This window comes from Rhizosphaericola mali, from assembly GCF_004337365.2.
In the GTDB taxonomy this organism is placed as follows: Bacteria; Bacteroidota; Bacteroidia; order Chitinophagales; family Chitinophagaceae; genus Rhizosphaericola; species Rhizosphaericola mali.
In genome coordinates, this window is sequence record NZ_CP044016.1 from 2791110 (window position 1) to 2807378 (window position 16269).

Annotated in this window: 12 protein-coding genes; 7 read left to right on the forward strand and 5 right to left on the reverse strand. The window is 33.8% G+C overall.

Annotated features, from left to right (window positions below; translation table 11 throughout):
* Window positions 1-38: 38 nt before the first annotated feature.
* The 5 genes from E0W69_RS11990 (at window position 39) to E0W69_RS12010 (ending at window position 8959) form a co-directional block, all read left to right on the forward strand.
* Window positions 39-1415 (forward strand): DNA/RNA non-specific endonuclease, encoded by a 1377-nt coding sequence (locus E0W69_RS11990; RefSeq protein WP_131330297.1) that lies wholly within the window; start codon window positions 39-41, stop codon window positions 1413-1415.
* 227 nt (window positions 1416-1642) lie between these two features.
* Window positions 1643-4228 (forward strand): phosphoenolpyruvate carboxylase, encoded by a 2586-nt coding sequence (locus E0W69_RS11995; RefSeq protein ID WP_131330298.1) that lies wholly within the window; start codon window positions 1643-1645, stop codon window positions 4226-4228.
* Window positions 4229-4312: 84 nt separating this feature from the next.
* Window positions 4313-6427, forward strand: a complete 2115-nt coding sequence (locus E0W69_RS12000; RefSeq protein ID WP_131330299.1) for a polysaccharide lyase family 8 super-sandwich domain-containing protein — start codon at window positions 4313-4315, stop codon at window positions 6425-6427.
* Between the two features lie 70 nt (window positions 6428-6497).
* Entirely contained in the window at window positions 6498-7688 is a 1191-nt protein-coding gene (locus E0W69_RS12005; protein WP_225321245.1) for a glycoside hydrolase family 88 protein, read from the forward strand.
* Window positions 7689-7699: 11 nt separating this feature from the next.
* The gene (locus tag E0W69_RS12010; RefSeq protein ID WP_131330300.1) at window positions 7700-8959 is read left to right on the forward strand and encodes a DUF2264 domain-containing protein; all 1260 of its coding nucleotides are present in this window, start codon (window positions 7700-7702) and stop codon (window positions 8957-8959) included.
* 57 nt (window positions 8960-9016) lie between these two features.
* Here E0W69_RS12010 and E0W69_RS12015 read toward each other — a convergent pair whose 3' ends face one another.
* The 3 genes from E0W69_RS12015 to E0W69_RS12025 all read right to left on the reverse strand — a co-directional run bounded on the left by E0W69_RS12015 (window position 9017) and on the right by E0W69_RS12025 (window position 12075).
* Window positions 9017-10312, reverse strand: a complete 1296-nt coding sequence (locus tag E0W69_RS12015) for an NAD(P)/FAD-dependent oxidoreductase (protein ID WP_131330301.1) — start codon at window positions 10310-10312, stop codon at window positions 9017-9019.
* 125 nt (window positions 10313-10437) lie between these two features.
* Window positions 10438-11115, reverse strand: coding sequence for a hypothetical protein (locus tag E0W69_RS12020; protein WP_131330302.1), 678 nt, complete (start codon window positions 11113-11115; stop codon window positions 10438-10440).
* 69 nt (window positions 11116-11184) lie between these two features.
* On the reverse strand, window positions 11185-12075 hold the full coding sequence (locus E0W69_RS12025; RefSeq protein ID WP_131330303.1) for a 1-aminocyclopropane-1-carboxylate deaminase/D-cysteine desulfhydrase: 891 nt from the start codon (window positions 12073-12075) through the stop codon (window positions 11185-11187).
* Between the two features lie 68 nt (window positions 12076-12143).
* On the opposite strand from E0W69_RS12025, the gene E0W69_RS12030 reads away from it, so the two are divergent.
* Window positions 12144-13049, forward strand: a complete 906-nt coding sequence (locus tag E0W69_RS12030; protein ID WP_131330304.1) for a nucleotidyltransferase family protein — start codon at window positions 12144-12146, stop codon at window positions 13047-13049.
* Between the two features lie 133 nt (window positions 13050-13182).
* Window positions 13183-13428: a hypothetical protein gene (locus E0W69_RS12035; RefSeq protein ID WP_150136678.1), complete on the forward strand. Its 246-nt coding sequence runs from the start codon at window positions 13183-13185 to the stop codon at window positions 13426-13428.
* Here the strand turns inward: E0W69_RS12035 and E0W69_RS12040 are convergent, their stop codons facing one another.
* Both E0W69_RS12040 and fucP read right to left on the reverse strand, forming a co-directional pair.
* Window positions 13429-14832, reverse strand: a complete 1404-nt coding sequence (locus tag E0W69_RS12040; RefSeq protein ID WP_131330306.1) for a carbohydrate porin — start codon at window positions 14830-14832, stop codon at window positions 13429-13431. It lies immediately after the preceding gene.
* Between the two features lie 54 nt (window positions 14833-14886).
* On the reverse strand, window positions 14887-16116 hold the full coding sequence (gene fucP, locus E0W69_RS12045; protein WP_131330307.1) for an L-fucose:H+ symporter permease: 1230 nt from the start codon (window positions 16114-16116) through the stop codon (window positions 14887-14889).
* Window positions 16117-16269: the final 153 nt, after the last annotated feature.

Below are 16269 nucleotides of genomic sequence, written 5' to 3' on the forward strand. Positions count from 1 at the left end.
GTTAACATTGAAATACTTTCTTTGTCAAAAGTATATATATGAAAATAAAAATGAATGTGTTAGCCTTAACAAGCATTGTAGCTTGTTATATGGTTGCATGTAAAAAACAAGACTACTCGACTACTACGCCCGTAAAAACTTACTCCGTAGAAGAAACATTCGAAACAGGAACCAAAGCTGCTTACAAAATTGCTGATGTAAATCTCTCAACCGGATCATGGTCATTTGATGACGCCTTGATTGGATCAACTACAGCAGATGCTAAAGAAGACAATGCTTCCGTGAGAATCAGAACTGGGAACATAACTACAAATTTTCAAATTAGTGGTTTGGAAAAAATATTTGTAAAAAGCGCAAAATACGGCAATGATGCAACTTCCACATGGCAAATGCAAGTATCATCTGATAGTGGAAAAACGTTCATCCAATTAGGATCAGATATTACAGATACGTCAAAAACGCTACAACTTGATTCATTCGTTAATACAATGAGTAGCCCAGTCCAAGTAAGAATCGTGAAGACTGGAACAACAAGAATAAATGTTGACAATATCACCTTTGTAGGAACTGGAGAGTCTGGAATAAGTGTTGACACTACTGATGGAGCATCTGATACTACCAACCAATCAACTGCGGCGGCGGCTAGATATGTGAATGCTGGCAGTGATGCACCTCCGAGTACTGGAGATAACTCAAACTTACTTTTAGGCAATCCAACGGATGCAGATTCAATCATTACATTGGCAGATAATTATATGATCAATCAGCATTATTATATTGAATCATATAACCATACTAGAAGTACGCCAAACTGGGTCGCATGGCACTTAGATGCTACAAATACTACTGCCGTAGTTAAAAGACAAGACAACTTTGCGGCTTGGGCAGGGTTACCAACTTCATGGTTTGCAGTTCAAAGTAATACTTATTCAAGTTCTGGATATGAAAGAGGACATAATTGCCCATCAGGAGATAGAACTAGTAGTTTAGAAGCAAATTCTTCGACTTTCCTTATGACAAATATGATACCTCAAACTGCAGCCAACAATGAAGGTACTTGGAATAATTTAGAGTCTTATATTCGCACCCAAACCAGTGCTGGATATGAAGCTTATATACTCATGGGCTCTTATGGAAATGGTGGCACAATTGCAAATGGTAACGTAACCGTGCCAACAAATGTGTGGAAAATTGTTGTTTTCTTAAAAACGGGCAACAATGACTTAAGTAGAATTGATGCAGATACAAGAGTTTTGGCTGTAAATACACCAAATACAACTACAGTCAGTTCCGATTGGACACAATATATCGTAACTGTGAATGATATCGAAACCGCAACAGGATATAAAATATTTAGTGCATTAAGCAGTAGTTTACAAACTACATTAAAAGCTAAAAAAGACAGCGGCAATTAATAAAGCATTTTTTATTACTATCAAAACCTTTCAATTTTCTTAAAATTGGAAGGTTTTTTTTAATTGAAAATATTTAACAAAATGACACAATCTTTGTAAACAAATTTCAAGCTATTAACATTTATTAGAGAATAAAATAGAAATCACGCCATTTATTTATTTTTTTTCGAATATGTAAAAAATAAGCCCTACCTTAACTGCAATTTTTAACAGATTTTATTTCTATCATGCAATTATTGAATAAAGGCAATGCGCTGGACGTATACAATGATAATGTCGGAGTGAGATTCCAGCTCTACAATAGTCTTTTTACCGCCCTACCTTTTCATAAAATTGAAAAAACAGGAATCTTACTTACGTTGTTTCTTTTGCATTGTGAGGAAGGTTATACCAAAAGAAAAAGTCCTATTGAAATAGTTGATTCATTTATGGCGACATACACGCCCAACTACAGTGAACAAGAAAAAAAAGATATTTTATTTCGATTTATTCAGTTCACAGAGCGACAAGTCGTGCTTTTTGATTCATTGGAAGAAGCAGCATTTCCGATTTTGCATGATTTGAATGGATCGGGAAGTATTGCAGATTTGAAAACTCAAATTGACCAAAATAGTCAAGATGTGGCACTACAAAAGAAACTAGAAGATTTCCAAGTTAGAATTGTGCTTACGGCACACCCAACACAGTTTTATCCTGGGGAAGTTTTGGGCATTATCAATGATTTAGCAATTGCTTTAAAATCTGATGACGCAGCTAAAGTAAATATGTATTTGCAACAATTAGCAAAGACGCCTTTCTTGAAAAAACAAAAACCAACCCCATTTGATGAAGCGAAAAGCTTAGTCTGGTATTTGGAAAATATATTTTATCCAGCAGCGGGTTTGATTTTGGATACTATGAAAGATAAATTTGGAACAAGCGTAAGCGAAGAAAATCCAATTATCCGAATGGGCTTCTGGCCAGGGGGCGACAGAGATGGTAATCCTTTTGTACGTACGAATACTACATTAAAAGTAGCAAGAGAATTACGTGCTGGCGTAATGAGATGTTACTATAAAGATATTCGCGCTATTAGAAGACGATTGACGTTTAGAGGCGTGGAGGAAATTATCCAAAATCTAGAAACTATATTTTACAACCATTTATATGGAGATGATAAATCTGTAGTTATTTCTAAAGAATTTCTTTTGACAGAATTAAGAACTGCTAAAAAGAAATTAATAGAATTGCACAATGGTCTTTTTTCTTACTTATTAGACAATTTAATTTGTAAAGTTCAAATCTTTGGAGTATTCTTTGCCACATTGGATATACGCCAAGATAGCACGCTACATGGTAATTTATTCAAAACTGTGGCAGAAAAAACGGATTTACTTCCTAGTAATTACACAGATCTTAACGATAAAGAAAAAGTAGATGCACTTTTAAAAATAGACCAAACAATCTCTGCTGATATATTCACTGATGAGATCGAAAAAGATACGTTGAGTGTTATCAAAACAATAGAAACTATTCAAAACGAAAGTGGAGAGGAAGGTTGCAATCGTTATATCATCAGTCATAGTACAGATGCGCATCATGTCATCGAAGTTTTGACATTATTCAAAATTGGAGGTTGGCAGCGTAATGGGCTTTCGGTTGATATAATGCCGTTGTTTGAGTCAATTGAAGATTTGAGTAATGCAGGAGAAATCATAGAAAGACTATATTTAAATCCTATATATAGAGCACATTTAAAGGAAAGAAATAATATTCAATCCATTATGATGGGATTCTCTGATGGAACGAAGGATGGAGGATATCTTATGGCGAATTGGAGTATTTATAAAGCCAAAGAAGAAATGACTAAAGTATCTAGAAAATATGATATTGATGTCGTGTTCTTTGATGGTCGCGGCGGTCCTCCTGCTAGAGGTGGTGGTAAAACACAAAAATTCTATGCCTCCATGGGTGGAAATATTGAAAATAAAGAAATCCAACTGACTATCCAGGGACAAACAGTTAGTTCTAATTTCGGGACGATTAATTCCGCACAATACAATATTGAGCAATTAATTACGGCTGGCATATTCAATGATGTTTTACATAAGAAAGAAGAAACATTAACGGAAGATCAAGAAGTTTTATTAAGTGAATTATCCGCAATAAGTTATGATGCCTATGTGGACCTAAAAGAAAGACCTGAGTTTTTAGAATATTTGGCATATGCAACGCCTCTTAGATTCTATGGAAAAGCAAATATCGGAAGCCGCCCATCGAAAAGAAATAGTGATGCAAAAATCAATTTAGATTCTTTAAGAGCCATTCCTTTTGTTGGTTCTTGGAGTCAGATTAAACAAAATATTCCCGGATATTATGGTGTAGGTACCGCTATCAAAAAAATGGTAGACAAGGGCAAATTAGATGATTTGAAAAAATTATATCAAGAATCTTTATTCTTCCGTACGCTTATTGACAATAGTGAAATGGCTATGAAAAAATGCTTTTTCCCATTAACTGAGTATTTGTCAAAAGATCCAAAATATGGGCAAATATGGGCACTTGCATACGAAGAATATGAATTGAGTAAAAAAATGATCTTGATGATCAGCGGACATGCCGAATTAATGCATGGCTACCCAACAGAACAAGTATCTATTCAATTAAGAGATAGAATCGTCTTACCCATTGCTACTATTCAACAATATGCAATTTCAAAAGTTAGGGAATTAGAAAGTCAAGGAATTTCATCTTCTGAAGATCAAGAAATTTATGAAAAAATAGTAATGCGCTGTTCCTTTGGATTGATTAATGCTGGCAGAAACTCTGCGTAATTACAATATTGAACCAAAATTTAAAAGCGAAATGAATTATCTTCATTTCGCTTTTTGTTTGTAATCTAAATTTTCAGTTGAAATATGACTTATACAAATAAATTCATTTTTCTAATCTTCCTTTTGATATTCACAATATTTGGAAAAGGATATTCGCAACAATGGAATGTCTATGATTCTATTATGAACAATATTAGAAATGTTGAGTTCATTGAAGAACCTAATATAGAAAAATTAGATAGAGATATTGCGAAAAATTTAACTAGCATTTCTGAAAATAGTTTTTGGAATGACATTAACTATAACTCTACTACACAAACAGCTTGGTCTCCAGGACAACATTTGCGAAGGTTACATACAATAGCAATAGGATTTGCAAATAAAAAAAGTAAATATTATCAAAATCAAAAAGTTTTACAAACTATAATACATGGACTACAATTTTGGTATGATAAAAATCCTATCAGCACCAACTGGTACAACCAACAAATTTTCTGTCCAAAACAAGTTGGCGTGATTCTAATTCTACTAAAAACGGATCAAAATCATTTTCCGATTTCACTATCAAATAAATTATTAGACCGAATGGAAAGAATTGGTGGAATCCCAAATGGCCAATACAGTTCAGGCAGTTCTAATAGGATTAATATTTCAGCACATTGGATTTATCGCGCTTGTCTTCAACAACAAAAAAATAATTTAGATTTTGCAGTTGAGCAAGCATTATTAACATTTAAGTTTAATGAGCCCGGCGGAGGTTTGCAACCAGATTTTTCTTTCCAAGAACATGGCAAGCAACTATACATTGGCAACTATGGTTATGGCTTTTTAGATAATCTTTCTAATATATCCTTATACTTAAAAAATACTCAATATGCCATCTCCCCTTTTCAACTATATTTACTTTCAACATTTTGTTTAGATACATATAACAATGTAATAAGGGGCAAATATTATTCTTATTCTGTTCTGGGCCGACAGATGGCGAATAAAAACGAATTGGACAGGTCTAAGAGTTTAGATATTTTATACAAAATGAAGCAACTTGATACTATAAATGATAAAACTTATGCATATGCTATATCTCGTTGGAATGGGACAAATCTACCATCATCAAATATAAAACCAACTCATAGGCATTTCTATTTTTCTGATTATAGTTTTTATAACACTTCAAATTATTTCTTTGATGTCAGATTTGTTTCTAATAGAACAGTCCGTACAGAGAATATTAATAATGAAGATAAAAAAGGTTATTTTTTATCAGATGGAGCATATAATATTTTAGTTAAAGGAGATGAATATTTTAATATTTTTCCGACTTGGGATTGGTGTCATATTCCTGGAACTACAGCACCGCACTATGATAGTTTGCCAGACCTTCCAATTGGAGTTGGGAGTTATCCAGGCACATCCAAATTTGCAGGTGGACTTTCAGATAGTTTGATTGGCATTTCTACTTATTCCATGGATTATCCCATATTTAAAACCAATGCTATAAAAAGTTGGTTCATTTTTGATGGCGCAATTATTTGTTTAGGTGCAGAGATTCAATCTAATTCGGATCAGGAGATTCATACGACAATTAATCAATGCAATTGGGTTGGAAATGTAAAAAAAATACATCAAGGTATCAATAACTATATTTTACACAATAATATAGCCTATCAAATACCAACAAATGAAAACTATGTTTTGCAAACAAATCAGAAATTTGGAAATTGGAAGACAATTTCAGACTCTCAAAAAGACTCTATAGTATCGCAAAGCGTTTTTTCCTTATGGTTAAATCATCATAAAAACCCCGCAAATGCCACCTATCAGTATACAATCATTCCAAACATTCATTCAAAAACAGAACTAGAAAAATTCTTATCTAAGCATCAAGAAAATATCATTTGCAATGATTCCAATATTCAAGCGGTATGTTTTGATGGAATTATACAAGCGACATTTCTTCAAAATAATAAAATATTAAAGTTTAAAAATATAAAAATAACAAGTGATAAAGCATGTCTTTTGATGATACGTCCAATAGGCATAAATAAATATAAAATATCCATATCAGATCCTAGTCAATCATTAAGCGATATAACTATTAAAGGAACCATTGATAACGTCAAAGTAAATAAACAAATCAATTTATACAATCAAAATAGAAAAGGAGCTACAATTTCTATGATATTGAATACAAAATAAATATGCCTTAACGAATGCTACTCCATATCTAAACAAATTCTTTTTACTATCTTTCTTAAAATTGCCAATCATGAAGTTTTTCAGCCAATTTATTTTAACATTTTCCATTTTTATTACGATTAATACCTTCGGTCAGAAAAAAGAAATGAGAAAATTAATAGCGGATAATTTTGCATTTGCAGATAGCCAATATCATTATCTAATTAATGCAGGTCTACCCTTAGACGAAATGCCACAAAGTTTTAATTATACAACAAACAAAGTTACTGGTTATGAAAGAACTTGGTGGTGCACAGGCTTCTATCCAGGAAATCTATTATATATTTATCAACAAACAAAAGATGAATCTTTATTACCTGAAATCCGCCGTACATTAAAAGTTATACAACCCAACGAAAATTATACTGGTAATCACGATCTCGGCTTTATGATGTTTTGTAGCTTCGGGAATGCCATTTCAATTTTAAAGGACGCTAGTTATAAGAAAATACTCTTTCAATCCGCTACATCTTTGTCTTCTAGATTTCGTCCACATATTCCAGCCATTCAGTCATGGAATAAAAGTAAGAATTTTAACTGCCCAGTTATTATTGACAATATGATGAATTTGGAATTGTTGGAATGGGTAAGTCAACACGGCGGCGATAGAAAATTTGCAGAGATAGCATTACAACATGCCAACACTACCATGAAAAATCATTTTAGGAGCAACTACAGTTCTTTTCATGTTGTGGACTATGATACAAGCAATGGAACCGTCCTACAAAAAAAAACCTGGCAGGGATATGCAGATAGTTCCTCATGGGCAAGAGGTCAAGGTTGGGGATTATATGGCTTCACGATGATGTATCGGTTTACCAAAAATAAAAAATTTCTAGAGCAAGCCAGACATATTGCTCATTACATCCTTAACAATCCCAAGCTTCCAATTGATAAAATTCCTTATTGGGATTTTAGCGATCCAAAAATACCCAATGTTCCAAGAGATGCATCAGCAGGAGCATTGATAGCTTCGGCATTATTAGAATTAGGACAATATACTTCAGGAAAAGAAAAAAGCAACTACGTTACGAATGCAGAAATTATGCTGCAATCTTTATCCTCGCCTGGTTACAGATCTAAATTAGGTAGCAATGGTGGATTCCTTTTGATGCATAGTACAGGTGCATTACCATTCAACTCCGAAGTAGATGTACCTTTAATTTATGCAGATTATTACTTTTTGGAAGCGTTGATTAGATATAAAAATTGGTATTTATAAAAAATTTAGTCATGAAACGTCGATCTTTTATTCATTTATCTTCCTTAACTGGGCTAAGCGTATTTAATAAGGTCTTACCAGAAAATAATTACAAAAATCAAATCAATAACCATCAATCACATGAAAATGATCGAATATATTGGGTTAATCTTCTAATCAAAATATCTACTCCAGTATTAGAAAATCTTGCCAACAATACGCTGCGAAAAAACATGGTAGTTGATTATAGTCCTTCTTGGGATGGAAGAGATAAGCAAGTTGCTTATTTAGAAGCATTTGGGCGGCTATTAGCAGGCATAGCAGTGTGGTTTAATGCACCAGAAGTATCAGAAGTTGAAGATAAAGAAAGGGTTAAAATATATAATTGGGCATTACAAAGTATTAAAAACGCAGTAAACCCACAAAGTCCAGATTATTTACTTTGGCATAGTAATCAAGTAGCGCAACCACTTGTGGATGCCGCCTATTTTGCACATGCCTTAATACGTTGCCCCAAAAAATTGTGGGAACCTTTAGATAATATAACTAAGAATAGAATTATTCAAGAATTAACTAAATTCAGATTACAGAGACCATTTAATAATAACTGGGTTTTATTTAGTTCTATTATAGAATCATTTTTATTGAAATATGGTCCCGACTGTGATTTTAAAAGAATGGATGATGGTATTGATAGTGTTATCAATTGGTATGTAGGAGATGGATGGTACAGTGATGGACCAAAATTTGCATTTGACCATTATAATGGTTATGATATGCATAGTATGTTAATTGATTGCCTTAAGATAAATGTAGAAAAAGGAAGACGTACTAAAGAAGAATATGAAATCTCTTATAAAAGAATGCAACGGTATGCTCATTTTTTAGAGCGCTATATATCTCCAGAAGGTTACTATTTGGTTATTGGACGGTCTTCAACCTATCGAACTGGTGCTTTTCAGCCTTTGGTTCAATTAGCATTGGAAAAAAATTTACCAAAAGAAATAAGTCCGGCCCAAGTGCGATCCGCATTAACCAAAGTAATGAAAAACATTTTTATAGATTCTACATTTCATAAGGGTTGGTTAAGGCTAGGTTTGGTTGGAGATGAACAAAGAGAATTAGCAGATTATTATTCTAATACAGGAAGTATGTACATCGCAAGCTTAGTATTTCTACCTTTAGGATTATCCCCCAAGGATCCATTTTGGAATGATCCTTTTACCGAATGGACGCAACTAAAAGCTTGGCAGGGTAAACCGTTTGCAAATGATTATGCAGTACCATATTAAAAAATAGCCTCTATGAAATTCATCACAGAGGCTATTTTTTAATAAATATAAATATGCTTATTCTTCTTCAGGATATTTATCTGTAAAATTAATACTTTTCTTAGTTGGTAAAAATATAGTTCTCAAGTAAGAATTATTTGTAAATAGACTAGTCATCCAGTTCAAGAAAATAACTCGTCTGTTTCTCATTTTATAAATCAACATAATATGTACCAACATCCAAGTGACCCAAGCAAAAGGACCTTTGAAACTAAAACTTGGCATATCTACAACAGCTTTCCATTTACCTACAGTAGCCATTGTACCTGGACTTTTGTATACAAATTTCTTAGGCGTTCTACCATCTGCAATTGCTTTTAATACTTCAGCCAAATTATCACCTTGTTTATTTGCGACGTTTGCTAATTGGGCATAACCTCTTGGATTCGCATCTGTAATCATTGAAGAAATATCTCCAATTGCATATACACCATCCAAACCAGTTACCGCATGATATTCATCCACGGTGATTCTAGCACCACGACCAATTACTTCTTTTGGAATACCGGCAGGAACATTACCAATCACACCCGCTGCCCATATCAATGTATTTGTGATAATCGTACTACCATCTTTAAAAGATACGGTATGACCATCATAATCTGTTACCAATTTTTCAGTCAAAACTTCGACACCCAAATCTTCCAAATATTTTCTAGAAAATTTACGTGCAGTTTCGCTCATTGGTGCTAATGTGAATGGCGTACCTTCAATCAATGAAATTTTGATATTGGAGAAATCATAATCAGGATAATCTTTGGGCAAAACATTGTTTTTCAATTCAGCCAAGGCTCCCGCTGTCTCAACACCTGTAGGACCACCACCAACTATAACAATATTTTGATACGCTTCTTTATTCTCTGGCTTTACACTATACACCTCTTCTAAGTTCAACAAGATTTTATTTCTCAATGCAATTGCTTGCGTTGTACTTTTCATGGTGTAAGAATTCTTAGCGACATTCTCGTTGCCAAAATAATTATTAGAACAACCAGTTGCTACGACTAAATAGTCGTAAGGGATTTCCAATTCTCCTAAAGATACCACTTTGGCCGCGGTATCAATATTTTTTACTTTGCCTAAACGGAAATGGAAATTTTGCTTATCAGGGAAAAGTTTTCTTACTGGAGTAGAGATTGTAGTTGGTTCTAAACGACCAGAAGCAACTTGATAAAATAAAGGTTGAAACTGATGATAATTGTGTGAATCAATTAATGTAATATCAAAATTAGTGTTAATCAGCCTTTTGGTTAATTGCACTCCAGCAAAACCGGCTCCAATGATTACAACTTTTTTCCCTGTTTGATTGCTCATATTTTTAAATTTTCATTTGTCAATATTCATAAAAGCAAGCCTTAGAATAATTAATTCTTAGGCATACCTTACCTAAAAATTTTGGCGCAAGTTACTAATATTCTAAACAATGTTAAAAGAAATTACTATTTACTTAAATTAAAATAATTCTCTTCTATTTTTTTGTCTCCATCCAAAAGCAAATATTTATATCTGCCAAATTTTAAAAAACTACTTTTATCTAATACGACTACTTTATCCGTAAAATGTTTAATAGTGAATATCGGAGCGTTGTCGTCGTTGCTCCAAATTTCCATGGAATATCGGTAGATATCATCAGAAGGTAAAGTAATCAATATGTTTCCAAAGTTATTGATTGCAACCGACAATGGCTTCACATAATTATTATTTTTATTGCTATTCGTAAGTGTCGGTGTGGTAAACCCTTTTGCCGTATCTACTGTATTGGCGATTATTTTTTGCGCTAGCGCTGGTTGTTTTGATACCGTAAAATAATAAGAACCGCCATTTAGCATATAAAAAATGCGGTAAAATACTCTCCCTGGAGGCGCTGTCTTATCTGTAAATCCATTAGAAGGCAGCTCTGGGGCTGGCGTAGAAAATACCGTACGAAAACCATTTATGCTATCAGAGGATCGTTGTATATTTAACTGAATACAATCATCCCCAAAATTATTGACCCAACTAATCAGATTAGAATTGTGTGGACCTTGTGTCACATAAAATTCTGGAAGTGGTTTTTGTTGTCCGAAAACGCCAATATATATTAAGGAAAGAAAAACTGTAACTAAAAACTTATTCATATAATCATTCAAACTTCTGGATAGACAAATATAAGCACTTACAAGGCGTTTTTGCGCAGTAATAGGTGTTTAAAATTTTAAAACATCTTTTGATAAAGAATTGTTGCCTTGTAAACCGCCCGTATGAATAAATAGAATCTTAGATCCATTACTAAATTGTTTCTTTAGACAATAGGTAAAAAGTGCATAAAATGCTTTACCTGTATAGACAAAATCCAATGGCAATTGAAAGTCTTCATATATTTTATTGATAAAAGCCAATAACTCAGGCGTTTTCTTGGCATAACCGCCAAAATGAAATTCATTTTCAATGACTAAGTTTTGTGATTTATTTTGATGAAGCATGGATGCTAACTCATCATTGATTGAGTAATTATTTTTCAAAACATTAACAGCATGTACTTTTCCCAAACTTGGACTACCATTAACGATACCTGCAACGGTCGTACCTGTTCCCATAGCCAAAAAAATATCTGTATAACTTTCGTTTTGAGGTAAAAATTGCCAAATATCTTGCGCTCCTTTAGCGCCAATCGAACCAAATCCCCCCTCTGGAACCCAATAATATTCTGGAAAAGCGTCGACAATTTCTTCTTTATTTTGGTAATTTTCTCTAGAGACAAACTGAAACTGCATACCATCTTTCTCCGCTTGCAATAGTGTAGGACTGTATTTTTTCGGTTTTTCTCCTCGGATACATCCCACAGTTGTGATACCCAACTCCTTACCCGCACGCGCAGTTGCAGCAATATGGTTACTATATGCTCCTCCAAAAGTTGCGAATACATTCTTATTAGATAAAAAATATTCGGATAAAAAATATTTCAATTTGAACCATTTATTTCCACTAATCAACGGATCCAATTTATCTAAGCGCAACACATCTATTTCATATCCATCTATTACAATAGATTGTATATCAACCTTTCCCCATTGTAAATATTTCAATAATTCATCCATTCCAAAAATTTTATTGGTGACCTAAGCATTATAATTTAGTTTCGCAGCGTTTAAAACGGAGTTAATTTATGCAACAACCCACATTGGTTATATTGGCAGCCGGTATGGCGAGCCGATACGGAAGTCTGAAACAAATACAAACTTTCGGGCCTTCTGGTGAAACAATTATGGATTATGCGATATATGATGCGATTCAAGCTGGATTTAAAAAAGTCATATTTATAATTCGTCACTCGTTTGAAAAAGAATTTAAAGAAGTTTTCGCCGACAAATTAAAGGATAAAATTGAAATAGGTTTTGTTTTTCAAGAAATGGATGCTTTTTTGGAAGGTCGTGTCCTGCCAGCAGATAGGGTAAAACCCTTTGGAACTGGGCATGCCATTCTTTGTTGCCGTGGTCAGATTGATGGTCCATTTGCTGTAATAAATGCAGATGATTTTTACGGTAGAGATTCCTTTATCAAAGGTTATAATTTTTTGACGAATAAAGTATCTGAAACGCAATATGCTTCTATCGCATACAATTTAGTGAATACTTTGAGTGAAAATGGCTATGTTAGCAGAGGCGAAATAGAAACAGATGATGCCAATCACATCAAAAGTATCACGGAAAGAGTCAAAATATACAAACAAGAGGATGGTCAGATTGTATATGAATTGAACGGCGCCGTCATTCCACTATCTGAAGATACGAAAGTGAGTATGAACTTTTTTTGCTTTGATGCCAATTTTATTGAGCTTTGTTACCAACAATTTCAATCCTTTTTGGATAATCGTTTGCAAGATATTTCAGCAGAATTTTTTATGCCGCAGGTTGCGGATTATTACATCAAATCTAAAATGGGTAATATTGAAGTCATCCCAACAACTTCCAAATGGTTTGGCGTAACATATAAAGAAGATGCTCCGATCGTAAAAGCGAATATAGACACCCTAATTGCCAATGGTACTTATCCAGACAATCTTTGGAAATAAGTATTTATTCAAATAATTAAAAATCCCTTTCGTCTTTGACGAAAGGGATTTTTCTTTTAGTTCAAGTGTCAACATCTTCCTAATATTTGCGATAATATTTGTTTATGTTCTGTAATTTTTAGTAATTTATGCTATGGAAAAAAGAAGTTCAAACGTTTTAAACGTGCTAATAATATTTGTAGTTGCCATTGCAGCCGGGGTGCTGTATAAAAGGTATCAAAATAAAAAAATTACAGATGCCATGGTAACTCCCCCCATCCAAAACAGTTATAATATCCAGTCCGACACAACCATACAAAACGAAAAAAATCAGGAATTTAATCACAATTTGGATATTGGAGGTCAAAATGTCAATTTATCTGTGGATACAACAAAATAATTAAAATATCCACCATTCAGATCTTACACCGAAATAAATACCCCAAGATTTTACCCCACTTTGCTGTAAATAAGCAGAATACAAATTGTTGGATGCAAACTTGTTATATTTTGCGAAAGAACATATTAGACGAATGTGTGGTCTCGCCCAAGGACTGCGTTCTGCAGTAGGAACAATAGTTGGAGCCAATATAAATTTCCACATTGTTGCATCTGGATTTTGTCCATCTTTGCGTATTGCATAATGTATTTCTCCTAGTAAATGAAACCAATCAGTTACATAAAAAATATTTCTCGTACCGATAACAAAGTCCATCTTTCTATTAAAAATACTCCTACCATACAAATCGGTAGATTTATTTAATGAATCTCCGCCACCCTTACTTTTTGTAAAAACGATATAAGGATTCGTCGTAAAATGCCTATTAAAATTAAACAACGCATGCTCTACAATTGCTAATGAATAAGCTCCATTATAAGTTTTAGTTACAAAATCTGGCGCACCGTAGGTATTATACGTCTGCGTATTACCATTGTCACCGCCATTGGCAATACCTGTACCATATCTCACTGCAAATTGATTGAAAGAACCAGGCATTTTTGTTTTTACGATAGAGGACAATTTCGCGCCTATAACAAACCCCTTGTCTGCCTTATATTGTGGTGTAACATTTTTTGCCGCCTCTTCTAATTGATGATATTCGCCTAATAGTTTTAAAGTATGCCGATCGGCAATATTAAAGCTTTGTTCCCCGATCATGACAACTCTCTGTCGATAAGCAATGCCACCTCCACCAGAAATAATATTGACGTAAGAATATGGCGTTGCGTAATTTTTGGACGTATCAATGGCCGATGGAAATATCATCGTAAAAGAGGTCTTATTATATTTTACTCCAAATCCTTCTGCACTATGATCATCGAAATAAAAATAATCTGCTATATGTATATCGTCATAGCGCATATACCTCGCTCCTGCCCAAGCACTCCATTTGCTACCCATAATATTACGAGCTTCTACAAATGCCTCAGGTAAGGCAACCGTCAATCCTCCATTTACACTACCCGAATTAACATTTCCCAAAAAAGTTCCATTGGTAGAATAAAATGCCAATCTTGCTTGAAATTGAATAGCTGTACTATCCTTATTAGCATGTACGGGCATAAAATTAAATGCTGGCAAAAGGTCAATATAATCGCCTTGTTCTAACCTACTTCCGAGCGATCCTTGTCCCAATAAGTTTAGCTGCCTTCCAGTATGGCCCACGATTCCTGGGGAATAACCAGCACCTAATCTACCAGTTGTTCCAAACGTGAAATTCTTATTTGCAATGATAATTTGAGCAAACAAAGCCCTACCAGAAAACAGCGTTACTATAAGCAATACAGTAACAGCTGCTTTCATAAATTTTCTAATAGCGATGAATTATTTGGTTAAATAAAATCTGAGTATGTTCTTTTACCTTTTAGGATTATAGAATTTGATACCATAAAGAAACACGATGAAATAGCAGATAATTGGTAGGTAATAAGCGTGCGCCACATTATGATTGGCCACCAAACCCATTAATATTGGGAAAAATGCACCACCAGCAACGCCCATGGAAATAAAGGAAGATGCTTGTTGTGTTTTTTCTCCCATATCTTTTATCCCCAAACTAAAAATCGTAGGGTACATAATACTAAAGAAGAAATTAATCATAAACAAACACACATAAGACACCATACCCCAACCTTGTGCAACGATCAAACACATAATAATATTCAATACAGCAAAAAGAGCTAGCAATTTATTCGGAGCAATATATTTCATTAAAAAAGTCCCAGCAAAACGACCAATAGCCATACAAGCCATAAACAAGCTCATATAGGTTGCTGCTTTTTCATCAGAATAATGCATGATTTCATGTCCATAATTGATGAAAAAAGCCCAAGTACCACCTTGAGAAGCTATATTGAAAAATTGGGTAAATACCGCCCAACTAAAGTGACGATGTTTAAATAATGGTTTGTTTTTTAACGTATCAATATTCTCTGAAGGATCATCGCTGTTTGAGGCATGAGGATCTTTTAATTCAGGTACTTTGATAAAGAAAAAAAGCACCAAGAATATAATAATAACAATAAAAATTCCAAAATATAATTCTTTTACAGAATCCAAATTCGTCGTAATTACACCAGGTTTGTCACTTCTCAATAAAAAATATGCACCCAATGATGGTCCAATAATAGTACCTACGGCATTAAACGACTGTGCCATGTTCAATCGACGATCACTGGATCGTTGATCGCCCAAAGCCGCCATGAATGGATGCGCAACAGTTTCCAATGTGGCCATACCGCAACCTAACAAAAACAAGGCAAATCGGAAGAAGTTAAACGATTCAACATTTGCAGCCGGAATAAAACATAAAGTCCCTAAAGCAAATAAAAACAAGCCCAAGATGATCCCTTTCTTATATCCAAATTTTTTCATGAACATTCCAGCTGGGATACTCATGATTAAATAAGCTCCAAATACCGACATCTGAATCAACCCTGATTGAGACTTGCTCAATTTCAATACATTCTGAAAATGTTTATTCAAAACGTCGCTCATCGACAATGCCACACCCCATATTAAAAACAAGGAAACCACAAAACACAAAGTCAACAAAAATCTCTTTTCCGTAAATTTAATCTTGTCCATTTTTATTTAAACGTTTAAACAAACTAACAAATATTAGTAATTGCAAATAAAACGGAAAAAATCTAATAAATCATCTTTTCCTTCTCTTTTTTTGAAAATTTTAATTCCAAAAATGAACCAATCAAAATATAGTTTAGCTTTAGCACTTAGTTT